General features: G+C 51.6%; 23 protein-coding genes and 1 pseudogene. 11 read left to right on the top strand and 13 right to left on the bottom strand.

The window, feature by feature from the left end; genetic code table 11:
* Positions 1-9: 9 nt before the first annotated feature.
* Entirely contained in the window at positions 10-852 is an 843-nt protein-coding gene (locus EHO01S_RS08655) for a GPO family capsid scaffolding protein (RefSeq protein WP_024523582.1), read from the bottom strand.
* A gap of 162 nt (positions 853-1,014) precedes the next feature.
* On the opposite strand from EHO01S_RS08655, the gene EHO01S_RS08650 reads away from it, so the two are divergent.
* From EHO01S_RS08650 to EHO01S_RS18260, 4 genes are all read left to right on the top strand, one after another.
* Entirely contained in the window at positions 1,015-2,781 is a 1,767-nt protein-coding gene (locus tag EHO01S_RS08650; protein WP_024523581.1) for a terminase ATPase subunit family protein, read from the top strand.
* Positions 2,781-3,815 (top strand): phage portal protein, encoded by a 1,035-nt coding sequence (locus tag EHO01S_RS08645; protein WP_024523580.1) that lies wholly within the window; start codon positions 2,781-2,783, stop codon positions 3,813-3,815. Before EHO01S_RS08650 ends, EHO01S_RS08645 begins: the two co-directional genes overlap by 1 nt.
* Positions 3,816-4,268: 453 nt before the next feature.
* On the top strand, positions 4,269-5,372 hold the full coding sequence (locus EHO01S_RS08640) for a ParB N-terminal domain-containing protein (RefSeq protein WP_024523579.1): 1,104 nt from the start codon (positions 4,269-4,271) through the stop codon (positions 5,370-5,372).
* Complete coding sequence (locus EHO01S_RS18260) at positions 5,359-6,351, top strand: hypothetical protein (protein ID WP_071991008.1); 993 nt, start codon at positions 5,359-5,361, stop codon at positions 6,349-6,351. The genes EHO01S_RS08640 and EHO01S_RS18260 overlap by 14 nt, the downstream gene beginning before the upstream one ends.
* Here EHO01S_RS18260 and EHO01S_RS08630 read toward each other — a convergent pair.
* The 11 genes and pseudogenes from EHO01S_RS08630 to EHO01S_RS08585 all read right to left on the bottom strand — a co-directional run bounded on the left by EHO01S_RS08630 (position 6,348) and on the right by EHO01S_RS08585 (position 13,300).
* Positions 6,348-7,292 (bottom strand): DNA cytosine methyltransferase, encoded by a 945-nt coding sequence (locus EHO01S_RS08630; RefSeq protein WP_024523577.1) that lies wholly within the window; start codon positions 7,290-7,292, stop codon positions 6,348-6,350. The genes EHO01S_RS18260 and EHO01S_RS08630 overlap by 4 nt on opposite strands.
* Before the next feature lie 148 nt (positions 7,293-7,440).
* A pseudogene (locus EHO01S_RS08625) lies at positions 7,441-7,623 on the bottom strand (DinI family protein); the annotation flags it as partial.
* 90 nt (positions 7,624-7,713) lie between these two features.
* Complete coding sequence (locus EHO01S_RS08620) at positions 7,714-9,957, bottom strand: replication endonuclease (RefSeq protein ID WP_024523575.1); 2,244 nt, start codon at positions 9,955-9,957, stop codon at positions 7,714-7,716.
* Positions 9,954-11,198 carry a phosphoadenosine phosphosulfate reductase domain-containing protein gene (locus tag EHO01S_RS08615; RefSeq protein WP_024523574.1) on the bottom strand — a complete coding sequence of 415 codons (1,245 nt, stop codon included), beginning with the start codon at positions 11,196-11,198 and terminating at the stop codon, positions 9,954-9,956. Before EHO01S_RS08615 ends, EHO01S_RS08620 begins: the two co-directional genes overlap by 4 nt.
* Positions 11,195-11,467 (bottom strand): DUF5405 family protein, encoded by a 273-nt coding sequence (locus tag EHO01S_RS08610; RefSeq protein ID WP_024523573.1) that lies wholly within the window; start codon positions 11,465-11,467, stop codon positions 11,195-11,197. The genes EHO01S_RS08615 and EHO01S_RS08610 overlap by 4 nt, the downstream gene beginning before the upstream one ends.
* Complete coding sequence (locus tag EHO01S_RS08605; RefSeq protein WP_024523572.1) at positions 11,468-11,689, bottom strand: TraR/DksA family transcriptional regulator; 222 nt, start codon at positions 11,687-11,689, stop codon at positions 11,468-11,470.
* The gene (locus tag EHO01S_RS08600) at positions 11,689-11,922 is read right to left on the bottom strand and encodes a DUF2732 family protein (protein ID WP_001534891.1); all 234 of its coding nucleotides are present in this window, start codon (positions 11,920-11,922) and stop codon (positions 11,689-11,691) included. The genes EHO01S_RS08605 and EHO01S_RS08600 overlap by 1 nt, the downstream gene beginning before the upstream one ends.
* A gap of 64 nt (positions 11,923-11,986) precedes the next feature.
* On the bottom strand, positions 11,987-12,325 hold the full coding sequence (locus EHO01S_RS08595; protein WP_024523571.1) for a DUF5347 domain-containing protein: 339 nt from the start codon (positions 12,323-12,325) through the stop codon (positions 11,987-11,989).
* Positions 12,289-12,489: a phage filamentation protein Fil family protein gene (locus tag EHO01S_RS18255; RefSeq protein WP_071991007.1), complete on the bottom strand. Its 201-nt coding sequence runs from the start codon at positions 12,487-12,489 to the stop codon at positions 12,289-12,291. The genes EHO01S_RS08595 and EHO01S_RS18255 overlap by 37 nt, the downstream gene beginning before the upstream one ends.
* A gap of 7 nt (positions 12,490-12,496) precedes the next feature.
* A complete protein-coding gene (locus EHO01S_RS08590) occupies positions 12,497-13,006 on the bottom strand; it encodes a phage regulatory CII family protein (RefSeq protein ID WP_024523570.1) in 510 nt (169 codons plus the stop codon).
* 30 nt (positions 13,007-13,036) lie between these two features.
* On the bottom strand, positions 13,037-13,300 hold the full coding sequence (locus EHO01S_RS08585; protein WP_001630878.1) for a hypothetical protein: 264 nt from the start codon (positions 13,298-13,300) through the stop codon (positions 13,037-13,039).
* Positions 13,301-13,429: 129 nt separating this feature from the next.
* Between EHO01S_RS08585 and EHO01S_RS08580 the strand changes: the two genes are divergently transcribed.
* The 5 genes from EHO01S_RS08580 to EHO01S_RS08560 all read left to right on the top strand — a co-directional run bounded on the left by EHO01S_RS08580 (position 13,430) and on the right by EHO01S_RS08560 (position 19,868).
* Positions 13,430-14,005 carry a phage repressor protein CI gene (locus EHO01S_RS08580; protein ID WP_024523569.1) on the top strand — a complete coding sequence of 192 codons (576 nt, stop codon included), beginning with the start codon at positions 13,430-13,432 and terminating at the stop codon, positions 14,003-14,005.
* Positions 14,005-15,021, top strand: coding sequence for a phage integrase (locus tag EHO01S_RS08575; protein ID WP_024523568.1), 1,017 nt, complete (start codon positions 14,005-14,007; stop codon positions 15,019-15,021). Before EHO01S_RS08580 ends, EHO01S_RS08575 begins: the two co-directional genes overlap by 1 nt.
* Positions 15,018-15,911: a hypothetical protein gene (locus tag EHO01S_RS08570; protein ID WP_024523567.1), complete on the top strand. Its 894-nt coding sequence runs from the start codon at positions 15,018-15,020 to the stop codon at positions 15,909-15,911. The genes EHO01S_RS08575 and EHO01S_RS08570 overlap by 4 nt, the downstream gene beginning before the upstream one ends.
* A gap of 620 nt (positions 15,912-16,531) precedes the next feature.
* Complete coding sequence (locus EHO01S_RS08565) at positions 16,532-17,431, top strand: glycyl-radical enzyme activating protein (protein ID WP_024523566.1); 900 nt, start codon at positions 16,532-16,534, stop codon at positions 17,429-17,431.
* 4 nt (positions 17,432-17,435) lie between these two features.
* Entirely contained in the window at positions 17,436-19,868 is a 2,433-nt protein-coding gene (locus tag EHO01S_RS08560; protein ID WP_024523565.1) for a formate C-acetyltransferase/glycerol dehydratase family glycyl radical enzyme, read from the top strand.
* A 57-nt stretch (positions 19,869-19,925) separates the two neighbouring features.
* On the opposite strand, the gene EHO01S_RS08555 is transcribed toward EHO01S_RS08560, so the two are convergent.
* Positions 19,926-20,330, bottom strand: coding sequence for a YgiW/YdeI family stress tolerance OB fold protein (locus tag EHO01S_RS08555; protein WP_024523564.1), 405 nt, complete (start codon positions 20,328-20,330; stop codon positions 19,926-19,928).
* A 215-nt stretch (positions 20,331-20,545) separates the two neighbouring features.
* On the opposite strand from EHO01S_RS08555, the gene qseB reads away from it, so the two are divergent.
* Both qseB and qseC read left to right on the top strand, forming a co-directional pair.
* A complete protein-coding gene (gene qseB / locus EHO01S_RS08550; RefSeq protein WP_024523563.1) occupies positions 20,546-21,205 on the top strand; it encodes a quorum sensing response regulator transcription factor QseB in 660 nt (219 codons plus the stop codon).
* Positions 21,205-22,569: a quorum sensing histidine kinase QseC gene (gene qseC, locus EHO01S_RS08545; RefSeq protein ID WP_024523562.1), complete on the top strand. Its 1,365-nt coding sequence runs from the start codon at positions 21,205-21,207 to the stop codon at positions 22,567-22,569. The genes qseB and qseC overlap by 1 nt, the downstream gene beginning before the upstream one ends.
* Positions 22,570-22,577 lie beyond the last annotated feature (8 nt).

The following is a 22,577-nucleotide window of genomic DNA, read 5'->3' as shown; positions in this document are numbered from 1 at the left end:
TAGCCCCGATCAGCAGTTGGTTAACAGGGTGTCTTCACCATTGCCACCGGTGGCCGGTTGGCGACGTGACTGGGTTGGGTTTTCGGTGTTGTCCAGGGCGGCGCGCAGCGCAGTAACCTGTTGGCGTTCCTCGGCCAACTCACCGCGCAGGGTTTCGGCAACTTCCTCCAACGCCTGAAAACGTTGCTCGGTGCTATCGCTGTTGCTTTGCACCTGTTCGGCAATGGTGGTGACGGCTTCATGTACATCGGCAAAGCGATCGTCATCATGCCGGGCTTTACGCGAGAACAGGCCGCGCACCTTGTCAGCCAAGGAATCGAGGACATGGCTCTGCTCGATAAACTCCAGCTCGGCGAGGGAAGCCACGGAGAACAGGTCGCCCGGCTCCTCCTTGCGATTGGCCAGCGGGTTGGCGGTGGCATTGGCGCAAAATTCCAGGTATTCCGTACCGAGGCTGGCCGGGTCATCCGTCACCGCCAGGCCGACCAGGTAGGCTTTGCCGGAGTTGGCAAAATTGGGGCGGATCTCCATGGAGGTGTAGACCTTCTGCCCATCACGCACCCACTCGACCAGCGTATCGGTCGGGGCAATCTTGCCGTAGAGCGCCCACTTGCCATTCAGCGCGCTGTCATCGTCGATTTTCTCGGCCTTGAGCTCCACCACATCCCCCAGGCGCTTAAAGTCACCGGTCGGCAGCAGGCCGCGGATGTGCTCCAGATTGATGCGGCAGCCATAGACACGCGGATCAAAGGTCTCGGCCATCTGTTGGATGTCATTGGCATCGATAACGCGGCCATCGCAGGTGTCACCCTCGACACCGATGCGGAACCACTTAGAAATTTTTTTTGCCATCGTCAGTCCTGCGTTGGTAGTTGAATGTCGGGGGTTAGTTTCCCGACTCACCCCCGCCGCCGCCAGCGGTGACGGATGGGTTAGCGCTGGCACAACAGGCACTTAAGGCAGATGCAGCGGCGCTTCCGTAGCCTTTCCCTCGTAGAATGAGCGAGGGATGACATGACCATCACCACAGACACATCACTATTGCGCGATCCGCGCCGACAGGCGGCGCTGCTGTATTGGCAGGGGTTTTCTATCGCGCAGATCGCCGAAATGCTGCAACAGAAACGCCCGACCGTGCAGAGCTGGAAGCAGCGCGACGCCTGGGAGGACACGGCGCCGATCACCCGTATCGAAAACAGCATCGAGGCACGCTTGGTGCAACTGGTTCTCAAGGACAAAAAAGAGGGGGCGGACTACAAGGAAATTGACCTGCTCGGGCGCCAGATCGAACGCCTGGCGCGGGTGAACCGCTACAGCCAGACCGGCAACGAGTCCGACCTCAATCCCAACGTGGCCAATCGCAACAAGGGGGAGCGCAAGAAGCCGAAAAAGAACTTTTTCAGCGACGAGGCGATCGAAAAACTGGAGGAAGTATTTTTCGACCAGTCTTTCGAATACCAGTTGCAGTGGTATCGCGCCGGGCTGGCTCACCGTATCCGCGATATTCTCAAATCGCGCCAGATCGGTGCGACGTTCTACTTCTCCCGTGAGGCGTTACTGCGCGCCCTAAAAACCGGCCATAACCAGATTTTTTTGTCGGCCAGTAAAACGCAGGCGTATGTATTCCGTGAATACATCATTCAGTTCGCCCGGTTGGTCGATGTCGACCTGACCGGTGACCCGATTGTCATCGGCAACAACGGGGCAAAGCTGATTTTCCTTGGCACCAACTCCAACACGGCGCAGAGCCATAACGGCGACCTGTATGTCGATGAAATTTTCTGGATCCCCAACTTCCAGAAGCTACGCAAGGTTGCCTCCGGCATGGCCTCACAGAAGCACCTGCGATCGACCTACTTTTCGACGCCCTCCACGTTGGCACACGGGGCGTACCCGTTCTGGTCTGGCGACCTGTTCAACAAGGGACGCGCCAGCGCTGCCGATCGTATTGAAATCGACATCAGCCACAGCGCCCTGGCCGGTGGCCTGCTGTGCGCAGATGGGCAGTGGCGGCAAATCGTCACCATCGAGGACGCCTTGGCCGGTGGCTGCACCTTGTTCGACCTCGATCAGCTCAAGCGTGAAAACAGCGCCGACGACTTTAAAAACCTGTTCATGTGCGAGTTCGTCGACGACAAGGCCAGCGTGTTCCCGTTCGAGGAGTTACAGCGCTGTATGGTCGACGCCCTGGAGGCATGGACGGACGTGAACCCCTATGCCGACCATCCCTTTGATCGCCCGGTCTGGATTGGGTACGACCCCTCACATACGGGCGACAGTGCGGGCTGCGTGGTACTGGCGCCGCCTGCGGTGCCGGGCGGTAAATTCCGCATGCTGGAGCGCCACCAGTGGAAAGGCATGGATTTTTCTACCCAGGCCGAGGCCATCCGGGCGCTGACGGAAAAATACCGCGTCGATTACATCGGCATCGATGCCACGGGGATCGGGCAGGGGGTTTTCCAGTTGGTGCGCGAGTTCTACCCGGCGGCGCGCGAGCTGCGCTACAACCCGGAGGTAAAAACCGCCATGGTGCTGAAAGCCAAGGACACCATCGCTAACGGACGTCTGGAATATGACGTCAGCTACACCGATGTGACCGCTTCGTTTATGGCCATCCGCAAAACCATGACCGCCAGCGGTCGCAGCACCACCTATGACGCCAGCCGCAGTGATGAAGCCAGCCACGCCGATCTGGCCTGGGCGACCATGCACGCGCTGCTAAACGAACCCCTGACCGCTGGCAACGGCCGCCCCTCATCGTCAATTTTGGATATCAACTGATGAAAAAACGCAAAAATCGTCCGACTAAAAAAATGGTTGCTGAATCCGCCGCGGCGGGCAACGGCGCAATGGCGTTTACCTTCGGTGAACCTACCGCCGTGCTCGATAAGCGCGACATCCTCGACTACGTGGAGTGCATCAGCAACGGCAAATGGTATGAACCGCCGGTCAGCTTCTCAGGGCTTGCCAAAAGCCTGCGCGCAGCGGTACATCACAGCTCGCCGATTTACGTAAAGCGCAATATTCTGACCAGTACCTACATCCCGCATCCGATGCTATCGCAGCAGGATTTCTCGCGCTTCGTTCTGGATTATCTGGTGTTTGGCAACGCCTTTTTTGAACTGCGCCAAAGCGTCACCGGTAAAGCGCTACGCCTAGAGACGTCGCCGGCCAAATACACCCGGCGCGGGGTTGAAGAGGATGTTTACTGGTACGTGCAGTCGTTCACTCATCCGCACCGCTTTGACCCCGGTGCGGTTTTCCACCTGATGGAGCCGGATATCAACCAAGAGCTTTACGGCATGCCGGAATACTTGTCCGCGCTTAACTCCGCCTGGCTGAATGAGTCGGCCACGCTGTTCCGCCGGAAGTATTATCAAAACGGGGCACATGCCGGGTACATCATGTACGTTACCGATCCGGCGCAAAATGCTACTGATGTGGAAGCGCTGCGCGATGCAATGCGCAGCTCGCGTGGCATTGGCAACTTTAAGAACCTGTTTTTTTATGCCCCGAACGGAAAAAGCGACGGGATAAAAATCATCCCGCTCAGTGAGGTGGCCACCAAGGATGATTTCTTTAACATCAAGAAAGTTAGCGCCGCCGATCTGCTCGACGCCCACCGTATCCCCTACCAACTGATGGGCGGAAAACCCGAAAACGTCGGCTCCGTTGGGGATGTCGAGAAAGTTGCCCGGGTGTTTGTCCGCAACGAGCTAACCCCGCTACAGGCGCGGATCGCCGAGATTAACCAGTGGCTGGGTGAGGAGGTGATCCGGTTCAAGAAGTACAGCCTAGACGATAGCGAGGAGTAATACCGATGCCGCCTGCGGGCGGCTTTTTTACATCACCACACAGAATCCCCTCAGACGCGCCACACGCAGCGCGACACCTATAACACCCAACGACACCAACAAAATCAACCAAGCGCACAGCGCCGCGCTGGCGCACTCCTGCGCGGCATATTTTACCGCGTTGCGCGCAATGCTATCCCCGCCTCGCCTGCCCGCTTTATGGGTCGGTTTTAATGCAGGTGCAACATTCTACGCAAAGCACATCATATCTGGCAGTCCATCAGTTTTTCATCTTAAAAAACGCGTTCAAATTCATGCACACAAATGCATGCAAGAAGCTTTCTTTTTGAGATGACAATCAAACTTCGTGAGAACTGGCTGTGGAGTATGTGTGCCGAAACTTGTATATTTTTCTCTTAATGCGAGAATCTTGGGTTTAAGAGAATTACTCCCTGTAAAAGGTAGGAGCAAAAAATGTCAGATGTAAAAATGATTCCAATAGAGCAGTTGGAACTAGACGATGCAAACCCGCGCCTTCCTAATGGTGTAGCACGCACGCAAGAAGCCATGATTAACTATATTGCAACATCTACTTCTCTAGAAGATTTAATGAGTGCAATATCTCAAAATGGATTTTTTAGTGGTGAACCGCTCATCGCAATTCCGGATGGCAATGGAAAATATAAGGTTGTCGAAGGAAACAGACGACTCACTTCTGTAAAACTTATACTTAATCCATACCTATGTGAAAAGCCAAGCTTAAGGGTTATTAATATACATAAAGAAAACACCAGTATATTTGACGAATTACCCGTTATTGTTAAACCACGGCGAGAAGATGTATTACCATATTTGGGCTTCCGCCATATTACAGGAATCAAGCAATGGGATCCTCTTGCGAAAGCAAGGTATATCGAGCAAATTTTCGATGGCACTGACTCAACGAAATCACCTTCGGATCGCTATTACGAAGTCGCAAAAATAATCGGAAGTAGAAGAGATCACATTAAGAGAAACTTAGATGCTCTTGCTGTTTACAGAAAAATAGAATCAGAAGATTTTTACGAAATAGATGATTTAAATGAGCAAAGCATAAAGTTCTCCATATTATCAACAGCATTAGCCGATGAACGAATTGGTCATTTCGTAGGCGTTGACATTACTAAAGATGGAGAAGTAATTCCTTCAGATCCAATTATTAACCCTTCATCACTTAAAAATGAATCAATTAAAGAGTTGACACAATGGCTTTACCTTAGGGACAAAGATGGTAACACCAAAGTTGGTGAGTCACGTAATCTAAGACATCTTGCTGCCATTGTTAGCAACCCAAGGGCTTTACAGCAGTTCAGAGATGGCGCACCACTAAACGTTGCATATCAACTTACATCCGATATAAGCGAAGACTTTTTAGAAATTCTTTATCAGATTGAAACATTAATGATTGAAGCTGCTGGTATGGTTGCGAATGTTGAATTCAATAGCAGCGCATACGAGGTAGCCAAACGCATTAACAAAAATATTAAAATGATTGGTAAAGAGTTAGCGGAGAAGGAAAAGGACGATGACGACTTTTGATGTAGGAGACATGCATCCAAATACGCCTCATCTTCTGGCTGACTTAGTAGAGTTGCTATGCATCATCAACTATACCGGCAGAAATGCATTCCATCAGACAGACTTAGCAAGTTTGCTGAATGTATCAAACACTAGTGTAGATGAATTAGATCATGAAAGGCGTGAAGTAAATAGAATCGATTCAGATGCCGTTTTAGGTGACAGAACTGAAGCTCAAATTGAAAATGTCTGGATTCAACTAAGCTATAGATTCGCAAGCATGAACGATATGTATCCTTTCATTGTCGAAGGAGATGAAATTCGCATGCAAAACGTACAGACAAATAAACATAGAGTATACATATTTACACTATGCTGTTCACGCCTACGCTCTTTCATTCGTATTCGTGGTGCAGCGCAACGCTGGGCTAAAGGGTTTGCTATTTTATGTAAATATGCAACACAATCCCTTTTACCCACACATGGTGAAGTCAAAATATTTGATGCAAACTCAGAGGATCGCCGTTCTTATTACGGTACAGATTTACGTCAAGCTTTACGTGTTATGGGTAGTGATTTAGGTGTTAAACGAATTGATGAAGAGGAATGCGATCGGGTTAGTAGTACTGGCGATGCAGGATTTGACATTATTGCGACTGTTAAGTTCAATGATAATCTTAACTGTAACTTTGGCATTTTAGGTCAATGTGGAGCCCAAGAAGAAGGTTGGCCCAAAAAAACCCTTGAGGCACACTCAATAAATCTAACCCCTTATTTCCATACAACATTTTCTTATCCTTCTGTAATGTTTACTCCTGTTTTTTATAGAGACTCCAACGGTCAATGGGTTACTTCTCGTCCCACATCTGGAGTTATTTTACTGGATAGGTTACGAACTTTATTTTTACTCGACAAAGCAAACCACTGGGAATTACTGACAGAGTTTCCGTGGTTTGCTGCATTTGAATCGGAACTTCAAAGCGTAGTACCGGAACCTTAATTAAACCATAATTCTTGCGGTAATGCTTTAGCCACCGCCTCAAAAAGTGGAGGCGGTACTGCATTACCCACTACAGTATACTTCATATTCATCGAGGCCCGCTCTGTTTCGGGAAAAATTAAATCGCCAAATCCTTGAAGATGTGCAGCTTCACGGAAGCTAAAACGACGAGCTGGCGCATCAGATGTAAATTTCCATTTGTCTGGACCGAGTTTTACCAACGTTGGACTTATTGGATGCAACGGCATATGGCGAGGATTCGCGACAATCGTTTTAGAAATCTGTTCCCAATCTTGCCTACGATTTCTAGATAAGTAATACCAATGGAAATCTGAATCATAAAACTCCCCCACAGGCCATTCAGGCAAATGCCCAATAGCATCGCGAATTGTGGTATATGGTTTTAAATTATCACCATGAGTTGCTAATGGGAACTCGTAATCAAAATCAAAGTTGCTACGTATACCGACAATAAAAATACGCTTACGGTCCTGCGCCACTCCATAATGAGAGGCATTTAAAATCTGAGACTTAACTCTGTAGCCGGCCTCTTCGAAAACCTTAAACTGATCTTTCAGTAAATGCTCAAAATTCCTTCGCACCATACCTGAAACATTCTCTACGATGAATGCCTTTGGTTTAACGATTCTAAGAGCCCTAGCAAATTCTAAGTATAGTGTGTTGATTTTTCTATCAGCTTTGCGAACCCCACCTTGACTAAAGCCTTGGCAGGGATAGCACCCGACCAGCAGCTCAGCGGAAGGGAACGATTCGATAGCAGAAACATCCCCTAAAACGTAATCAGTTTCTGGATGATTAGCCAAGTAGACATCACGGGCGTAGGGTAGAATGTCATTTGCCATGAGCACATCAAACCCCGCTCTTAAGACCCCAGCATCAGAACCACCACACCCAGAAAAAAGCGACACTACAGTTGGCATTGACCCCTCCTAAAAACCGACCGCGTATTATAGCGAAACATCCCTCGGAAAAAAGCAAGATTTCACTAAGGCTTGATATTCTCACGTTTTGGTAACTGTGGCCATATTCAAAGTGAAAAATATCGAATTCATTTTGTTATTATTTTTCAATGGGTTTAGCTGAAAAGGCTATAGAAGACAAGCTATTTTTCATCAAGTTCCCTTTAGCAAGTTCAGCTATCAGTCCAAGTGCGATTTCACGGTCTCTTTCCTGGCAGGTTCCTTCAGTCATCAAACGCGCGATCATTTCTACCCGCTCAATCATAACGAGCTCGCTCAGCTCTCTATCCACATCCCCCCATTAAATACTGTATAAATACACAGTATAAATTTGAACCCATAACCACAAAGAGTCAAGTAATCAACAAAAAAATCTTTATTATCATGTTGTTTTCATCACCTTCACACTACGCCTTAGCTTGTCAAAACAACGTAATATCTGCACAGAGTCATGTAGATTGCTTTTGGACCTCGCACCAAAAACCTCACCAGAGGCTGATCCGCGGCACCAATGCCCCGCAATCGACATCTTTGAGCCAGCCATTAGGTGTAGTGCTTCCCCTTTACTGATGTCTTGGCCGGTCAGTACCTTGATTTCATCCAGTGTTCTGTCGATCGCCGCGGCATTCTTCTTCGTTCTAGGGTCAAAGACAGGCTTCCTATGGCGCCGTTCCGACCTCAGTAGATCCATAAGCTGTCGTTTTTGACTCCGGTTTAAGGGCTGACTAAAGTCAAAATCATTCAGCCATGCCAGATCCCCCTCCGGCTCCCCCGTACAGTTATTGACAGAACTCCGAGAGGGCGCAGGAGCGCCCTTAACGTCAACGGCCAAATTAACGGCACGCTTCGGCACAATTTTCCACTGCGTGAGCCGGGTTAAAATAGGGGTGCCGGCACCGACAGCAGAATCGTACACTCCACGGATGCAGATGGTTTCCTCACCATACTGGTTAAACTCGGGGCGCGGTTCATACAGCGTACGCACCTGCAAATCATCGCGACGGACAAACGGGCCACCCTGAGCATTAACGTAACCAGCCCAGTCACCAGCGTCAGCGGCATCATGGACGGCGGCAAACTCAACGCTCAGACCGTGCGCGGTCTCGGTATCAGCGAGACGACGCAATTCACGGTAGACCGTCACTGGCGCACCGCCGATAAACTGAAACTGACGGATGTGCCAGCGCGCCGCCCATGCTGATACGGCGGAGGCTGTCTCTTTCAGCAGCTCACCGCTTTCGTCATCGGTTTCACCATCGAGAGCATAGCCGTCGATATTTTTCGAAATGTATTTAGCAACATAGCCGGTAGCGCTACCCTTTTCCGGGTCAATAGCTTCGGCATGGAAGCGTGCCTTTTTGGCTTTATCGCTTTTCAGTTCGTGGCGGTCTTCCTCCCACGCATAATCACGGATGATGAGGCGCACGCGCTCGACGTCTTCTGGCAACATGAACATAAGCATGTGCCAATGCGGCGTTCCGTCGTGATGAGGCTCGGCAACACGTATGCCGAAAATGCGAATTTCTTCCCGATGTAGCTTGGCACGAATGCGTGCCCAAAGGCCGGTTAGGTAGCTCTGCGTGTCCGAGGGGCTGGCTCCGTTCCATTTGCTGTTACGGTATCCCGCTTTAGTCGTAGCGTGATATTTAGACGGTGCGGTCAGGGTGTAAAACTCCCCGACGTATCCGAGTTCATTGCAGATATTTTCAAACCCACGGATGCGGGTCATCAGCTCGCAGCGGCGTATCGCAGGGTTAGCGACCGAACCGTCGTATTTTTCGATAAGACTGATGCGGTTGCCGTCTTCGTCTTCGAGAGCCAGCCCCTTGAGAAATTCACGCGTGCGACGCTTCTGCTCGCGCCAGTCGGTCACGCAGTTTTTACTCGCATAGGCGTACTTTTTCTTACTGACGTTGCCAGCAGCGATTTGCAGATGTTCGCGCCATGCAGCCGCAATGCGACGCAGACGACCACGCCACCACACATCGTTAAACATGCGAGCGATAGCCGGCGCGATTTCATCTTCTCCGACATATTTTTTAGTCACCCGCTCCCAATGCGGAGGGGGGACATTGAATTGCAGAGAAATAATACCGGCGCGCATGTACCAGGTGTACAGCGTTTTTAGCTCGCTAAATCCGGTGCCATCAATGTCAGCCAGTTCAGCACGAATGAAATTAGCGATATCAGCAGCCAGTAGGTCAATATCGGCGCGCGACATATCCGGGAGGCGGTTATATCTGGCTACCATATTGACCATGCGTGATGCCAGATATTGCATAAGCTTGGTATCAAAATGACCACCGAAAACAGCGGTTGATACATTGCTGTTGATGCCAACGCACTCGTATTTTTTTGCTACCAGTTCAAGACGTGGCAATGCCTTTTTGCAGAAGCTGATTAAAAAGGCATTGGCTCGTTGACTGCCCTGATTTTGTTCCAGCACTGCAGCGGTGCGATAAACATCAAAACGCACGCACTCAGGCTGGAGAGAAAGTACCTTTCTCGCATGCAGCAAAGCCGCGAACATACGGTCGCGGTGATACTGTTGGTCATAGGTAAGATATGGGCTGGCGATTGCCGACCGTGGAGCGTTCCACGGGTAAGCATAAGAAATAGAGCTCATTCGCACAGGCCGTAGCGCGAGGAGCAAGTAGCAGTATCAAGACTGGCTTTAACGAGGTCATAAACCTTTCCGCCGCGGCCAGTTTTAGCCCATTCAACAACATCGCCAACGCCAGGTGAATTAAGCCCCCCGCGCGGGCCATAGAATCCCGACCAATCGATGTTCTGGACTTCTGGTGTAATACCTAACATCTGAACATTGCGGCCAAGAGGTAAATCAAACTGCTTCATCCAGCGCTGGCTAACTTCTCCAACACTCATCCAGTGTACCCAGCGGCTGGTCAGGCGAACTTTTAGTTCCCATTGTTTGTGCTTCTCGATGTGTTCCGGCCAGCGCGCTGCCGTCTCGGCAATTTCTTCTTTGTTGCTAAGAACACAGTTCATGCAGCCAACACGCGAAGCTCCCTGCATGTATAGTTGGTTTGGCTTAATACCAAAATATTTATGCAGCGCAAAAACATCGGCTGCTGTCCACTGATGGATAGGTAGAAAGTTATATAAAAATTCTGGGTCTCGTCGGTCGGGAGCGAAACGCTCATAACCAGCTCGCTTTGATGACTCATCGGCTCGTACACCAGACCATTGAACAACAACATCACCATCGTCCAGCATTGGCAGCATTGCTTTTTCATAAGCGATTTGAATTTTCAGTTCATCAGTGCAGAAACGGTCGCGCAGCATTGGAAACTTGCCGTGAAGCAATGCACAGTCCAAGAAGCTGTTTCCTGATGGATGTAAAACTGAAAGTGCCGCGTCGAGAGGTGTTTCAAATTCAATTCCCCACCGTTCAGCGGTACGTAACCACGCCTGACCGAATTTAGTGTCCGCGCGAGCAAGGGACGGCATTACAATTCCACGATACACTCCCATACGGATTGCCTGACGCTTTCGCCAGTTTTTCTCCAGATATGCACGGCGTTTAGCAAAGTCAGCCTCTGTGTAAACCCGCTTAACTACCTGCACTGGGTTGCAGCCAATTTGCTGATGGACGTTGCGAGCAAATTCAACAGTCAACTCATGCTCGTTATCAGTGTCCGCCATTACAGCTTGTACACGGTTTCCGAACACTGCATGGGCGACAGCAAGAGTCGCAGTGCTGTCTTTACCGGCAGAATAATTCACGACTATTTTATGGTCATCGGGTATACGGAATAAATTCAAATAGCGGTGGTATGCTATTTCGATTTCCCTGACCTTCTCCGAAATATCAGAAACAGAAATTACAGTAGCTGACTGGCTCATTTTTCCCCCTTAAATTCCGCAGAGCAGATAGCGCCAACTCTCTCTATTTCCGCCGCCATTTCAGAAAGAGTATTAAACGTTGCAGTTTGAATATGGTGATGAACTAGACCGGAAATAAGCTGGTTAATCTTTGGGTAATAGCCGATGGTATTGAGCCATTCCTCGCCAGCTTTATTACCTGACTTAACGACTTTCTTTTCATTCAGGATGAATTGATACTGGTCGCTGGTAATTACCCATTTATCGCCGACTTCGATACGAATACCCATTTATACGCCCCTGTAATGTTTTGACTTGAGTTCAGCGATTTGCTGACAGGTCACGCAAAAGGCCACACCCGGAATCGCAATGCGGCGAGCTTCCGGGATTGGTGCGTCACATTCCTCGCAAAGGAAACGGGAAGGTGCAGCGATACGGCTGCGCGCGTTGCTGATATGGCGTTCGCGGTCTTCCTGCTCGCGCAGTTGTGCTAAATCCATTGCGTCGGCCATTAGTGCAGCTCCTGTGATTCATTCTCAAAGCGGGTTGCTTCACGGCGCAGCAGTTCGGCAGCTTCAGTGCCGCTCATGCCCTCTTTGGTGATATGGATAGCCAGCGCCTCAAGACGGATTGAAACAGCGAGCGCGCGGTCTTTACGCTCTTCTTTTTTGGCTTCTTTAAACAATTCATCCAGCGTGTTTTTTCCTGCATTTCTCGGTGTTGAAAAATAAACAACTCGACTCATAAATCCTCCTGAATTTAGGCAAAAGAATACCCGGCGGGTTTACGCCATTAATTTCTGCCGTTGGTTAATTCGGCATGGTTAGCCGTTTTGGAAATAAGCTCACTACTGCACGAAAATGATTCATCGCTGTAATAAGCGCTTTTTTCTCGTCAGTAGTCAGCTCACTTAATTCGAGCTCATGACGAGCCGCCGGTAATTTTGCAAGAAAGAAAATAGCGGCCAGCGCCCGATTATTTTCTTCATATTGTGGGTCACGTTTATCGCGCATATCATCAACAAAACGCTCAACCTCTTTCCAGCTATCGCCCCAATATTTCGCGCGCAATTCAGCCACATGATTGAGACCGGCCAGACGTTCACCCGCCTTCAGCGGAACAGTCGCGGAAACAGATTCGATAGCCATGATTCCCCCTGCTTTTGAGTAGAGAGGCCAGCCAGTAAATCAGCCTGTGAGCGGCTCGGGTGCCAGCGCTTGCCGTCCTTACCTGCGATCCAGCCGTGGCCGTAGTGCATGCCTGGACTTTGCTTGACTAGCAGAGACGCGAATGACGGTTCACTTTTCAGCATACGCACCTCAAATCAGACCGAATGATGCACCGATACCGCTCATGGTATCGACCACGCTCGACATAGCGGGATTAGTCTGCAGACGCGCATGCAGCGCCAACGCCGATAATGACAACATGCGAATGCCAGCATTAACGCTTTCAATCATGTTGTGCTTACGGGCAGAGGTCAGACGTTTATCAGATACCGCGCCGCTCGCCAGTTCGCCGAGTTCACGCATTGCGCGCATGACGTAAGACTGCAATTTGTCTTTAGCCAGCTCATTAACCGGTACGCATGGCAGGCAGTGAATCTGCGCCAGAAAACCATCAACGAGGGTTGAATCTTCGGTCAGGTCAGTCAGTAGCCACAATTCAGGCGGCGTAAACTGGTGAGGTTGTTCCTGGTTGAGCTTGTTGCGTAACGTTTGAACGTTCATACCCGCACGCTCGGCCAGCTTCGCCATGTTGTGACGCTGCGCAAAAGCCCGGCACGCTTCGTCATAGTGGGGATGTTTGGAAACCTGAAAATCAAACATGTTGCATCCTTCCAATTCACATAAAGTGAATTAAGCGCCAATGACGAGTTGAAAACGGGAATGACCCAGCGCCTTACGCAACTGCTCTTCTTTCCAGCGTGCGTAATAAATACGAATCGGGCCACCTGCTTTCTTGCAGCCTTTACGGATAGTGCGGGGTTCGATTGGTACACAAGGGTTGTCGCCGGTTGTCCAGCGGTAAGCGGTGCGTTCAGAAACACCCTCAAGCTCTGCGAATTGCTGCAGAGTAACGATAGGTGCAGGCACTTTGATGATTGCGATTTCAGAAGCCATGTTGCATGATTCTCCTTTTGCTAAAGATTGCAATTAATAGCTATCTGTTTGCCAACGCTCGCCATTAATTGCCTAGGTTTAGGCTTAACATAACTCCCAAAATGGAGTTTGTAAATAGGTTAAAACTACATGAGAATTGAAGGTCTTGGATTAAACAACGAAGAAGTGTTGGATAGGATTTGCGAGGCTTACGGTTTTTCTCAGAAAATTCAATTAGCTAGACACTTCGAAATTGCATCAAGCTCTCTTGCTAACAGGTACAGCCGCGATTCTATTTCTTATGACTTTATTGTGCATTGCGCTCTTGAAACTGGCGCCAATCTCGCCTGGTTACTCACTGGTAAGGGGGCACCAGCAACCGGAAACACGAAAACCGATACCCAAAGCGTGGAAAGATTCACTTTAAGTGAAGAATCTTTGGTTAGCGATGGGGATTTGAGCATTGCTGGTAAGTTCTTTAGCAAACCGCTTATAAACCCGATTGCCGTCTACGCTGACGGAAAACTCTATTTCATTGAGCGCGACACCTCTCTTGCAGATGGTGAATGGCTTGTCGATATTGAAGGTGCTATTAGCATTCGAGAATTGACGAAGTTGCCCGGCAAAAAACTTCACGTTGCAGGGGGTAAGGTTCCCTTCGAGTGTGGATTTGACGACATTAAAGCATTAGGTCGAGTGGTGGGTGTCTACAACGAGGTTAACTGATGGCCGTCCGTAAAAATCCGGCTGGAGGATGGATTTGCGAAATCTATCCTAATGGGGCGAAAGGCAAACGCATCAGAAGGAAGTTTGCCACCAAAGGCGAGGCGCTGGCTTTTGAACAGCACAAGATACAGCACCCTTGGCAAGAAGAAAAAGAAGACCGCCGTTCTCTAAAAGAACTTGTCAATTCCTGGTATAGCGCGCATGGAATCACTCTAAAGGACGGCGAAAAGCGGAAGCTGGCTATGCATCATGCGTTTGATTGCATGGGAGAGCCGCTGGCTCGCGATTTTGATGCGCAGATGTTTTCCCGGTATCGAGAAAAGCGGTTAAAAGGTGATTACGCCCGTTCGAACAGGGTAAAAGAAGTATCACCTCGCACGCTTAATCTTGAGCTGGCTTATTTCCGGGCGGTGTTCAATGAGCTAAACCGGCTCGGAGAATGGAAAGGTGAAAATCCACTGAAAAATATGCGCCCATTCCGCACAGAAGAAATGGAAATGGCCTGGCTCACGAAGGAACAGATTGCAGCGCTTCTTGACGAGTGCAAACGACACGAACACCCTGATTTAGTATCCGTTGTAAAAATATGCCTTGCAACTGGTGCTCGCTGGTCTGAAGCCGAAGGCCTCAAGAAATCACAGCTATCAAAATATAAAATTACCTATAACTACACTAAAGGTAAGAAGAATCGCACTGTACCAATCAGCAAAGAACTTTATGAAGAATTACCAGCTAAAAACAAAGAGCATGGTAGCTTATTCCAGAATTGCTATGGTGCTTTTCGTTCGGCGCTACAACGCACTAACATTGAGTTGCCAGCCGGACAACTTACCCATGTATTGCGCCACACCTTCGCCAGCCACTTTATGATGAATGGTGGTAATATTCTTATCTTGCAACGTGTGCTCGGCCATACCGACATCAAGATGACAATGCGTTACGCACATTTTGCTCCAGACCACTTAGAAGATGCAGTAAAGCTCAATCCACTTAGTACTCACAAGGAACACCAATGAAAAAGTGTCCTATCTGTAACAAGCTAAGCAAGCTCGATAATCATCTTTATGAATTATCTATAGCTTGCGAATATTTTAAATCCGACAGATATGATAATTTTTCAAATATTGCTGAATGGCTTAAGCTTTCAGCATACCTCGATGAAGTTCAAATTGCCCCAGAAAAATACGCAGGCTCTGACCTGATATGGTGCAGACCTGCTGCCGAAGCATATGAAGCTGAACGGCTCCATTACAGCCGCTACTCAACTGCACTGACCCGTTTTCTATATACCTCTAACGCATTAGAGGAAACATACCGTTTCGCCAGTACATATTACACTCTTTCGTCAAAGGAGATTAAAAGTAATAGAGAGTACAATGACAGTAAGAAAAGTGTTCTTTTGTTCGAAAAAACCGACGAACAAAATTTGCCTGTAGGCTTCTATCATTATTGTGACAACTTGTTTTCGAGATTCGAGAAGTATAAAAAAGAATACGACCCTCAAATAAGCATTATTAAAAACTACCCAAAGGGTCACAAGTGTCACGGGCTTCATATAGTTCGCAACCTAAGAAATTTTATTGCGCATGGTACAATTCCAATAAATCTTGTGCCTGAATATTACGGTTCAGCCGAGATGTGGCATGTATTGCATGGCTTACTAATTTCTGCGACTCGGGTCACAGCGCTCTATATACAATCATTTCTCCTTGAATTTGGTGACAAGTTTGACATGCATGCTTACCTCCAAAGGATGGATTATAACTACTATCTTGAGCGGCAAGATGACATGTTTGAAGATAATCCCGAGCATGTAGCAATGCCAGTACCTTCAGACGCTCAACAGCTGATGACTAATCTTCACCTGAAGGATGGCTTTGGCTATTTGAAAATTGCGATGTATTGATAGTAAATGTGGCGATAAAGTGGCGGTGGAAATGGCGAATAATGGGTAATCATTGGCAAACAATGGCAATCTATGTCAATGATAAATAACGCAAACTATTGATTTTCGGTTGTTCCGGTAGGAACTCATAATCGCTTGGTCGTTGGTTCAAACCCAACAGGGGCCACCAAATTTTAGCTTTAGATTCAGTCATTTAAGCCACCTTTAACCGGGTGGCTTTTTTGTTGCTTGGAAATGATTGCCCCTATTTTGTCCCTCAGTCCTCAAAGAGGCGCCATGAACGCTTACCGCGTCACGGTGAGCATAAACCGCCAGGTGCTCCCGCTCACACTGCGCTAACGTCACCGTCCCGGCTAGCGCGCCGATGAACGGTTCGGCAACCTCCGGCACCAGCCTGATAGCTTAGCCCCCTCGGTGGCAAGGTATGGTTAGGCGTCGCATGCGCACGCAATCGGTGCTGTCGAGATAGTCCTCCATGCTGGTGTCCTTAATCACGCTGGGGTAAGGCTGATTTTTGTCCTACTCAGCGATGAAAAGATCAGCAATGATTGATTAGTATCAACTTTACTTTCATTCGGAAGCTATTTAATCTTCATAAGAAGAACGTTGGAGTCTTAATGATGATATTTAATATTCAGCGTTACTCCACACACGATGGTCCCGGGATCCGCACGGTGATCTTTTTTAAAGGGTGTTCGCTCGCCTGCCGCTGGTGCCAGAACCCGGAGAGTTTAGCGCGCGCTCCAGAATTGCTCTATGACGCCCGCAGCTGTTTGGCGGCGTGTACGCAGTGCCAGACAGCTGCGCCCAACGTCGCGGTACGCGAAGGACGGGGGATAAGACTGCTACGCGCACACGCAGATGCGCGCGCCATTGCAGCGCTACGTGACTGCTGCCCCAGCCAGGCGTTGACGGTCTGTGGCGAAGAGATGTCCGTCGCGGCGATCCTCCAGCAGATCGAACGCGATCGTCCTTTTTATCAACGCAGCGGCGGCGGCATTACCCTCTCCGGTGGGGAACCCTTCATGCAGCCACACTTAGCCGAAACGCTGCTGCGTCGCTGCCAGCAAGCCGGGATCCACACCGCTGTCGAAACCTGCCTGCATGTCCCTTGGCGCTATGTGGCCCCGGCGCTGCCGTGGACAGATCTGTTTCTGGCCGATCTCAAACAGGTGGATAGGGAGCGCTTCCGTACCTGGACCGGCGGTAGCGTAGGACGCGTCATGGATAACCTGCGTCGCCTGTCCGCCCGCGGTAAAGCCCTGATCCTGCGTGTCCCATTGATCCCTGGCTTCAACACCGATCTCAACGACATTCAACGCATCATCGATTTCGCCGCCAGTGAGCTGGCGACCAGCACGATCCACTTTCTGCCCTACCACACCTTGGGGCGCAACAAGTACCGCCTGCTCGATCGCCCCTATCTGGCCCCGGAACAGGCATTCAACGATCCCGCCTTGCTGGATGCCGCTTGCGCCTATGCAAGTCAATGCGGCTTGAGCGCGACACTGGGAGGATAGCATCATGACCACTCTGCACCTGACTACTCTGAGCGCACGCATCCGGGCGCATAAAGCCGCCCTGATCCACATCGCCACGCCGTCCATCTGTACCGAGCGAGCCCAACACTATACCGAGGCCTACCAGCGTCATCTGGACAAACCGCTCCCAGTGCGACGCGCCTTGGCGCTGGCGGAGCACCTGGCCCGCCGAACTATCTGGATCGATCACGACGAACTGATCGTCGGCAATCAAGCCAGCCGCGTGCGCGCCGCACCGATCTTCCCGGAATACACTGTCAGTTGGATCGAACAAGAGATTGATGAGCTGGCCGATCGTCCCGGGGCCAGGTTCAACGTCAGCGAGCAGGATAAAGCCGTGTTACACCGTCTCTGTCCCTGGTGGCGCGGGCAAACTGTGCAGGATCGCTGCTACGGCATGTTCACCGACGAGCAGAAGGCGCTACTCGCCAGCGGGATCATCAAGGCGGAAGGCAACATGACCTCCGGCGACGCGCATTTGGCCGTCAACTATCCCTTACTGTTGACGCTGGGGATTGCGGGGTTGCGCGCGCGGGTCGCCGCACGCCGACGCCGTATCAACCTGACGCAGCTCGACGATCTGCACGGTGAGCAGTTCCTCAAGGCGATCGACATCACCCTGGTGGCGGTCAGTGAACACTGCCTACGTTTCGCTGCCCTAGCGCGGCGCATGGCCGCCGACGAGCAACGGCAGAGCCGGCGCGCCGAACTGCATACTATCGCCACCAACTGTGAACACATCGCCCAGCAGCCACCGCAAACTTTCTGGCAAGCGCTACAACTATGCTATTTCATTCAATTACTGTTGCAGATCGAGTCCAACGGCCACTCCGTCTCCTTTGGCCGAATGGATCAGTACCTCTATCCCTGGTATCGCCGCGAGGTCGAGCTGGAGCATAGCCTCGATCGCGAACAGGCCATCGAGCTTCTACAAAGCTGCTGGCTGAAGCTGCTGGAGGTTAACAAAATACGCTCCGGTAGCCACTCCAAGGCCTCCGCCGGCAGCCCGCTGTACCAGAACGTCACCATCGGTGGACAAAATTTGGTCGACGGCGTCCCCCAGGACGCGGTTAACCCGCTCTCCTATGCCATTCTGGAGTCCTGCGGACGCCTACGCTCCACCCAGCCTAACTTGAGCGTGCGCTACCATGCCGGGATCAGCGACGACTTCCTCGATGCCTGCACCCAGGTGATCCGCTGCGGCTTCGGTATGCCGGCCTTCAATAACGATGAGATCGTCATCCCCGCCTTTATCGATCTGGGCGTCGCGCCACAGGATGCCTACCAGTATGCTGCCATCGGCTGCATCGAAACCGCCGTTGCTGGGAAGTGGGGCTACCGCTGTACCGGAATGAGTTTTATCAACTTCGCCCGCGTCCTGCTGGCGGCACTCGACAACGGCAAAGACGCCACCAGCGGTCAAGTTTTCCTGGCGCAGCCGCAGGCGCTGTCACAAGGGAACTTCGCCGACTTCGCCCAAGTCATGGCCGCCTGGGAGCGCCAGATCCGCTACTACACACGCAAGTCCATCGAGATCGAATACGTGGTAGATACGGTACTGGAAGAGAATGCGCACGACATCTTATGCAGCGCTTTGGTGGATGACTGCATTGAGCGCGCCAAAAGCATCAAACAAGGCGGGGCCCACTATGATTGGGTCTCAGGCCTTCAGGTCGGTATCGCTAATCTGGGTAACAGCCTGGCAGCGGTGAAGACGCTGGTGTTTGAACAGGGACGCGTCAGCCAACAAGCGCTGGCACGGGCGCTGGCTGAAGACTTTAACGGCTCGCAGCATGAACAGCTACGCCAGCGCTTACTCAACGGTGCGCCGAAATATGGCAACGATGACGATCGCGTAGACGCCTTACTGGCACAGGCCTATGGCTACTACATCGACGAGTTGTCTCATTACCATAACCCTCGCCACGGTCGGGGACCGATCGGCGGGGGCTACTACGCGGGCACCTCCTCCATCTCGGCCAACGTCCCTTTCGGAGCGGCCACCCTGGCTACCCCGGATGGCCGCAAGGCGCACACGCCACTGGCCGAAGGCGCCAGCCCGGCCTCCGGCAGCGACCGTCTCGGGCCGACAGCGGTGATGGGATCGGTCGCTAAACTACCAACCGCCGCCATCCTCGGAGGGGTACTGCTTAATCAGAAACTGAACCCCGCCACGCTGGAGAGTGAGCGCGACCGCCAAAAACTGATACAACTGCTGCGCACTTTCTTCGAGGTACACCAAGGCTGGCATGTGCAATACAACATCGTCTCACGCGAGACGCTGCTGGATGCCAAGGCTCACCCGGAGCGCCACCGTGATCTGGTGGTACGTGTCGCCGGCTATTCGGCCTTCTTCACCGCACTGTCGCCGGATACCCAGGACGACATCATCGCTCGTACTGAACACCAACTGTAATGAAAAACGGCACTGTCCGTTGGACAGTGCCGTAAGCAGTCGGGCTGAGCGAATCGATCAATTCATCTTATGCAGACGTTTCACATCGATCTTAGTGGTGCTCCAGTCTTTATCGACTTCACCTTGGATCTCGACTTTATCTTGCGGAGTGATGGTCTGACCATTCCAGTACTTGTGGTCGATCTCGACTTCGATCGTGCCACTCGCATCGCGGAAGGTGTAATGATCGCCGCGTACACGCTGTTCGATATGCCCCTGGAGGGTTACCCAGCTATTGTCGCTCATCTCTTTCGCCTTAGCGATAGTGGTGACCGCCTGCTGGCCGCCAACAAAACCGCCTTGCTGCGTAGTCTGGACCTGTTGCGCCGCGCCCGGACCGGAGAATCCCCCCGTCTGAGTCTGAGCCAGAACCGGTGCGCTGCACAGGGCCAGAACAGCAAAAATCACTGCGCTTTTTTTCATTCGTGATACTCCCGTGATGGAATTCAGAAAGCAGCCTCGCCGACTGCCGATGTGTGCATTACACCAAACAGTCCTTAACAAGATCTTAAGTGTTAATTTTAACGCTCGATTACGCCAATAACGGCCACTATGCTGCATATCACCCATCGTAACGCTGTACAAAAGGCTTGCCACACGGTTAAATCGGGCGCAATAACCCAAACGAAGATAGCATGATGCGCGTATTGTTAATCGAAGATGATCGTTTAATCGGCGATGGCATCAAAGCCGGCCTCAGCAAAATGGGCTTTACCCTGGATTGGTTCAGTGACGGTCACCAAGGATTGGCGGCATTAGATGCCGCGCCCTACGATGCCGTGATCCTGGATCTCAGCCTACCTGGGATCGATGGATTGGAAATCCTACGCCGCTGGCGCGAAGCGGGACACGCCGAACCCGTACTGATCCTCACCGCCCGCGACGCGCTAGAGCAACGGGTTACCGGGCTACAGCAAGGTGCGGATGACTATCTGTGCAAACCCTTTGCGCTGATCGAAGTCGCCGCCCGGCTACAGGCGTTGATACGACGCAACCATGGACAAACCCAGACTCAACTCAGCCACGGCGCGGTTACCCTCGATCCGCTGAGCCTTACTGCCACCCTGGATGGCGCCCCATTACTCTTGAAGCCGAAAGAGTTTGCCTTGCTGGAGCTGCTGCTACGTAACGCCGGACGCGTGTTGCCGCGCAGCCTGATCGAGGAGAAGCTCTACAACTGGGAAGGCGATGTCTCCAGTAACGCGGTTGAGGTGCACATCCACCACCTGCGGCGTAAGCTGGGCAGCGCGTTCATTCGCACCGTACACGGTGTTGGTTATACTCTGGGAGACGCCTGATGCCGCATCTGCCGCATCGTCTGGCGCATAGTCTGCGCGCCCGCCTCACTGGCGGTTTTCTCATTCTGGTACTACTGGTATGGAGTAGCGCCAGCGGCTTGGCTTGGTATCAGACGCGCTCAGCCTTGAATGAGTTGTTCGACACCCAGCAGATGCTGTTTGCCAAACGCCTGTTGGCCTTCGATCTCAGCCAGTTAAAGTCACCGCTCCAACTACCGCAAAGCCATGATCTCCTGCGTAAACACCGGGGTGAGCAAGATAACGACGCACTGGCTTTCGCCATCTTCAGCGCCGATGGACATATGCTGCTCAACGATGGCGATAACGGCGATAATCTGATCTATAGCTACCGGCGCGATGGTTTCACCGACGGTTATCTCAACAACGACGATGACAGCTGGCGCTTGCTGTGGCTGACCACCCCGGACGGCCGCTACCGCATCCTGGTCGGCCAAGAGTGGGACTACCGCGACGATATGGCGCTGAGCATCGTCGCGGCCCAAATGGTACCCTGGATGGTGGCGCTACCGATCATGGTGATCCTATTGCTGATCATCATCAGCCGTGGGCTGGCGCCGCTGCACCGTCTGGCGGCAACCCTTAGCCGCCGCCGCCCCGACGACGCCGCCCCCTTGGCGCGAGGTGCCATTCCCAGTGAAGTGTGGCCGGTCGTCGAATCGCTCAATACCCTCTTCTCGCGTACTACCGCCCAGATGGTACGCGAACGCCGCTTTACTTCCGACGCAGCCCATGAGCTACGCACGCCGCTGGCGGCGTTACGGGTTCAAGCCGAGGTAGTACAGTTGGCACAGGATGACACCGCGTTACGCCAACGCGCGCTCAGCCAGTTAGAACAGGGGATCGATCGCGCGACGCGTTTGGTGGACCAACTGCTAACCCTGTCACGTCTGGATTCACTGGCGCAACTCGAAGATGTGCAGTCGCGCCCCTTGGTCGAAATGCTGCAAGAGGCGGTCATCGAGATGGATACCAAAGCGCATACCGCGGGCGTCACCTTGGCTCTCAACGTCGAGGACCCCAACGTCAGCCGCCAAATCCAACCGCTATTATTCTCCCTGCTGCTGCGTAATCTGCTGGATAACGCGATCCGCTACAGCCCGGCGGGTAGCCAGGTCACCTTGCGCTTGGATGGCCGCAGCCTCCAGGTGACCGACAACGGTAGCGGTGTCGACGACGAAGTGTTACAACGCCTAGGCGAGCGCTTCTACCGCCCTCCCGGTCAGGAAAAAACCGGTAGCGGGCTGGGGCTGTCCATCGTGCGCCAGATCGCGACCCTGCATGGTATGCGAGTCCAATTTGCCCACGCCCCGGGAGGCGGCTTCCAGGTCATACTCCACTGGTAGACGATAAC

It is taken from the genome of Edwardsiella hoshinae NBRC 105699 = ATCC 33379 (genome assembly GCF_000474215.1).
Taxonomy (GTDB): domain Bacteria; phylum Pseudomonadota; class Gammaproteobacteria; order Enterobacterales; family Enterobacteriaceae; genus Edwardsiella; species Edwardsiella hoshinae.
The sequence above is the reverse complement of the archived record's forward strand: the minus strand, read 5'-3'. Positions and strand labels throughout refer to the sequence as shown.

Bases quoted from the DNA above. Each gene is read 5' to 3' on its own strand.
- EHO01S_RS08655 (WP_024523582.1), bottom strand. From the start codon at position 852: ATGGCAAAAAAAATTTCTAAGTGGTTCCGCATCGGTGTCGAGGGTGAC.
- EHO01S_RS08650 (WP_024523581.1), top strand. From the start codon at position 1,015: ATGACCATCACCACAGACACATCACTATTGCGCGATCCGCGCCGACAG.
- EHO01S_RS08645 (WP_024523580.1), top strand. From the start codon at position 2,781: ATGAAAAAACGCAAAAATCGTCCGACTAAAAAAATGGTTGCTGAATCC.
- EHO01S_RS08640 (WP_024523579.1), top strand. From the start codon at position 4,269: ATGTCAGATGTAAAAATGATTCCAATAGAGCAGTTGGAACTAGACGAT.
- EHO01S_RS18260 (WP_071991008.1), top strand. From the start codon at position 5,359: ATGACGACTTTTGATGTAGGAGACATGCATCCAAATACGCCTCATCTT.
- EHO01S_RS08630 (WP_024523577.1), bottom strand. From the start codon at position 7,292: ATGCCAACTGTAGTGTCGCTTTTTTCTGGGTGTGGTGGTTCTGATGCT.
- EHO01S_RS08620 (WP_024523575.1), bottom strand. From the start codon at position 9,957: ATGAGCTCTATTTCTTATGCTTACCCGTGGAACGCTCCACGGTCGGCA.
- EHO01S_RS08615 (WP_024523574.1), bottom strand. From the start codon at position 11,198: ATGAGCCAGTCAGCTACTGTAATTTCTGTTTCTGATATTTCGGAGAAG.
- EHO01S_RS08610 (WP_024523573.1), bottom strand. From the start codon at position 11,467: ATGGGTATTCGTATCGAAGTCGGCGATAAATGGGTAATTACCAGCGAC.
- EHO01S_RS08605 (WP_024523572.1), bottom strand. From the start codon at position 11,689: ATGGCCGACGCAATGGATTTAGCACAACTGCGCGAGCAGGAAGACCGC.
- EHO01S_RS08600 (WP_001534891.1), bottom strand. From the start codon at position 11,922: ATGAGTCGAGTTGTTTATTTTTCAACACCGAGAAATGCAGGAAAAAAC.
- EHO01S_RS08595 (WP_024523571.1), bottom strand. From the start codon at position 12,325: ATGGCTATCGAATCTGTTTCCGCGACTGTTCCGCTGAAGGCGGGTGAA.
- EHO01S_RS18255 (WP_071991007.1), bottom strand. From the start codon at position 12,489: ATGCTGAAAAGTGAACCGTCATTCGCGTCTCTGCTAGTCAAGCAAAGT.
- EHO01S_RS08590 (WP_024523570.1), bottom strand. From the start codon at position 13,006: ATGTTTGATTTTCAGGTTTCCAAACATCCCCACTATGACGAAGCGTGC.
- EHO01S_RS08585 (WP_001630878.1), bottom strand. From the start codon at position 13,300: ATGGCTTCTGAAATCGCAATCATCAAAGTGCCTGCACCTATCGTTACT.
- EHO01S_RS08580 (WP_024523569.1), top strand. From the start codon at position 13,430: ATGAGAATTGAAGGTCTTGGATTAAACAACGAAGAAGTGTTGGATAGG.
- EHO01S_RS08575 (WP_024523568.1), top strand. From the start codon at position 14,005: ATGGCCGTCCGTAAAAATCCGGCTGGAGGATGGATTTGCGAAATCTAT.
- EHO01S_RS08570 (WP_024523567.1), top strand. From the start codon at position 15,018: ATGAAAAAGTGTCCTATCTGTAACAAGCTAAGCAAGCTCGATAATCAT.
- EHO01S_RS08565 (WP_024523566.1), top strand. From the start codon at position 16,532: ATGATATTTAATATTCAGCGTTACTCCACACACGATGGTCCCGGGATC.
- EHO01S_RS08560 (WP_024523565.1), top strand. From the start codon at position 17,436: ATGACCACTCTGCACCTGACTACTCTGAGCGCACGCATCCGGGCGCAT.
- EHO01S_RS08555 (WP_024523564.1), bottom strand. From the start codon at position 20,330: ATGAAAAAAAGCGCAGTGATTTTTGCTGTTCTGGCCCTGTGCAGCGCA.
- qseB (WP_024523563.1), top strand. From the start codon at position 20,546: ATGCGCGTATTGTTAATCGAAGATGATCGTTTAATCGGCGATGGCATC.
- qseC (WP_024523562.1), top strand. From the start codon at position 21,205: ATGCCGCATCTGCCGCATCGTCTGGCGCATAGTCTGCGCGCCCGCCTC.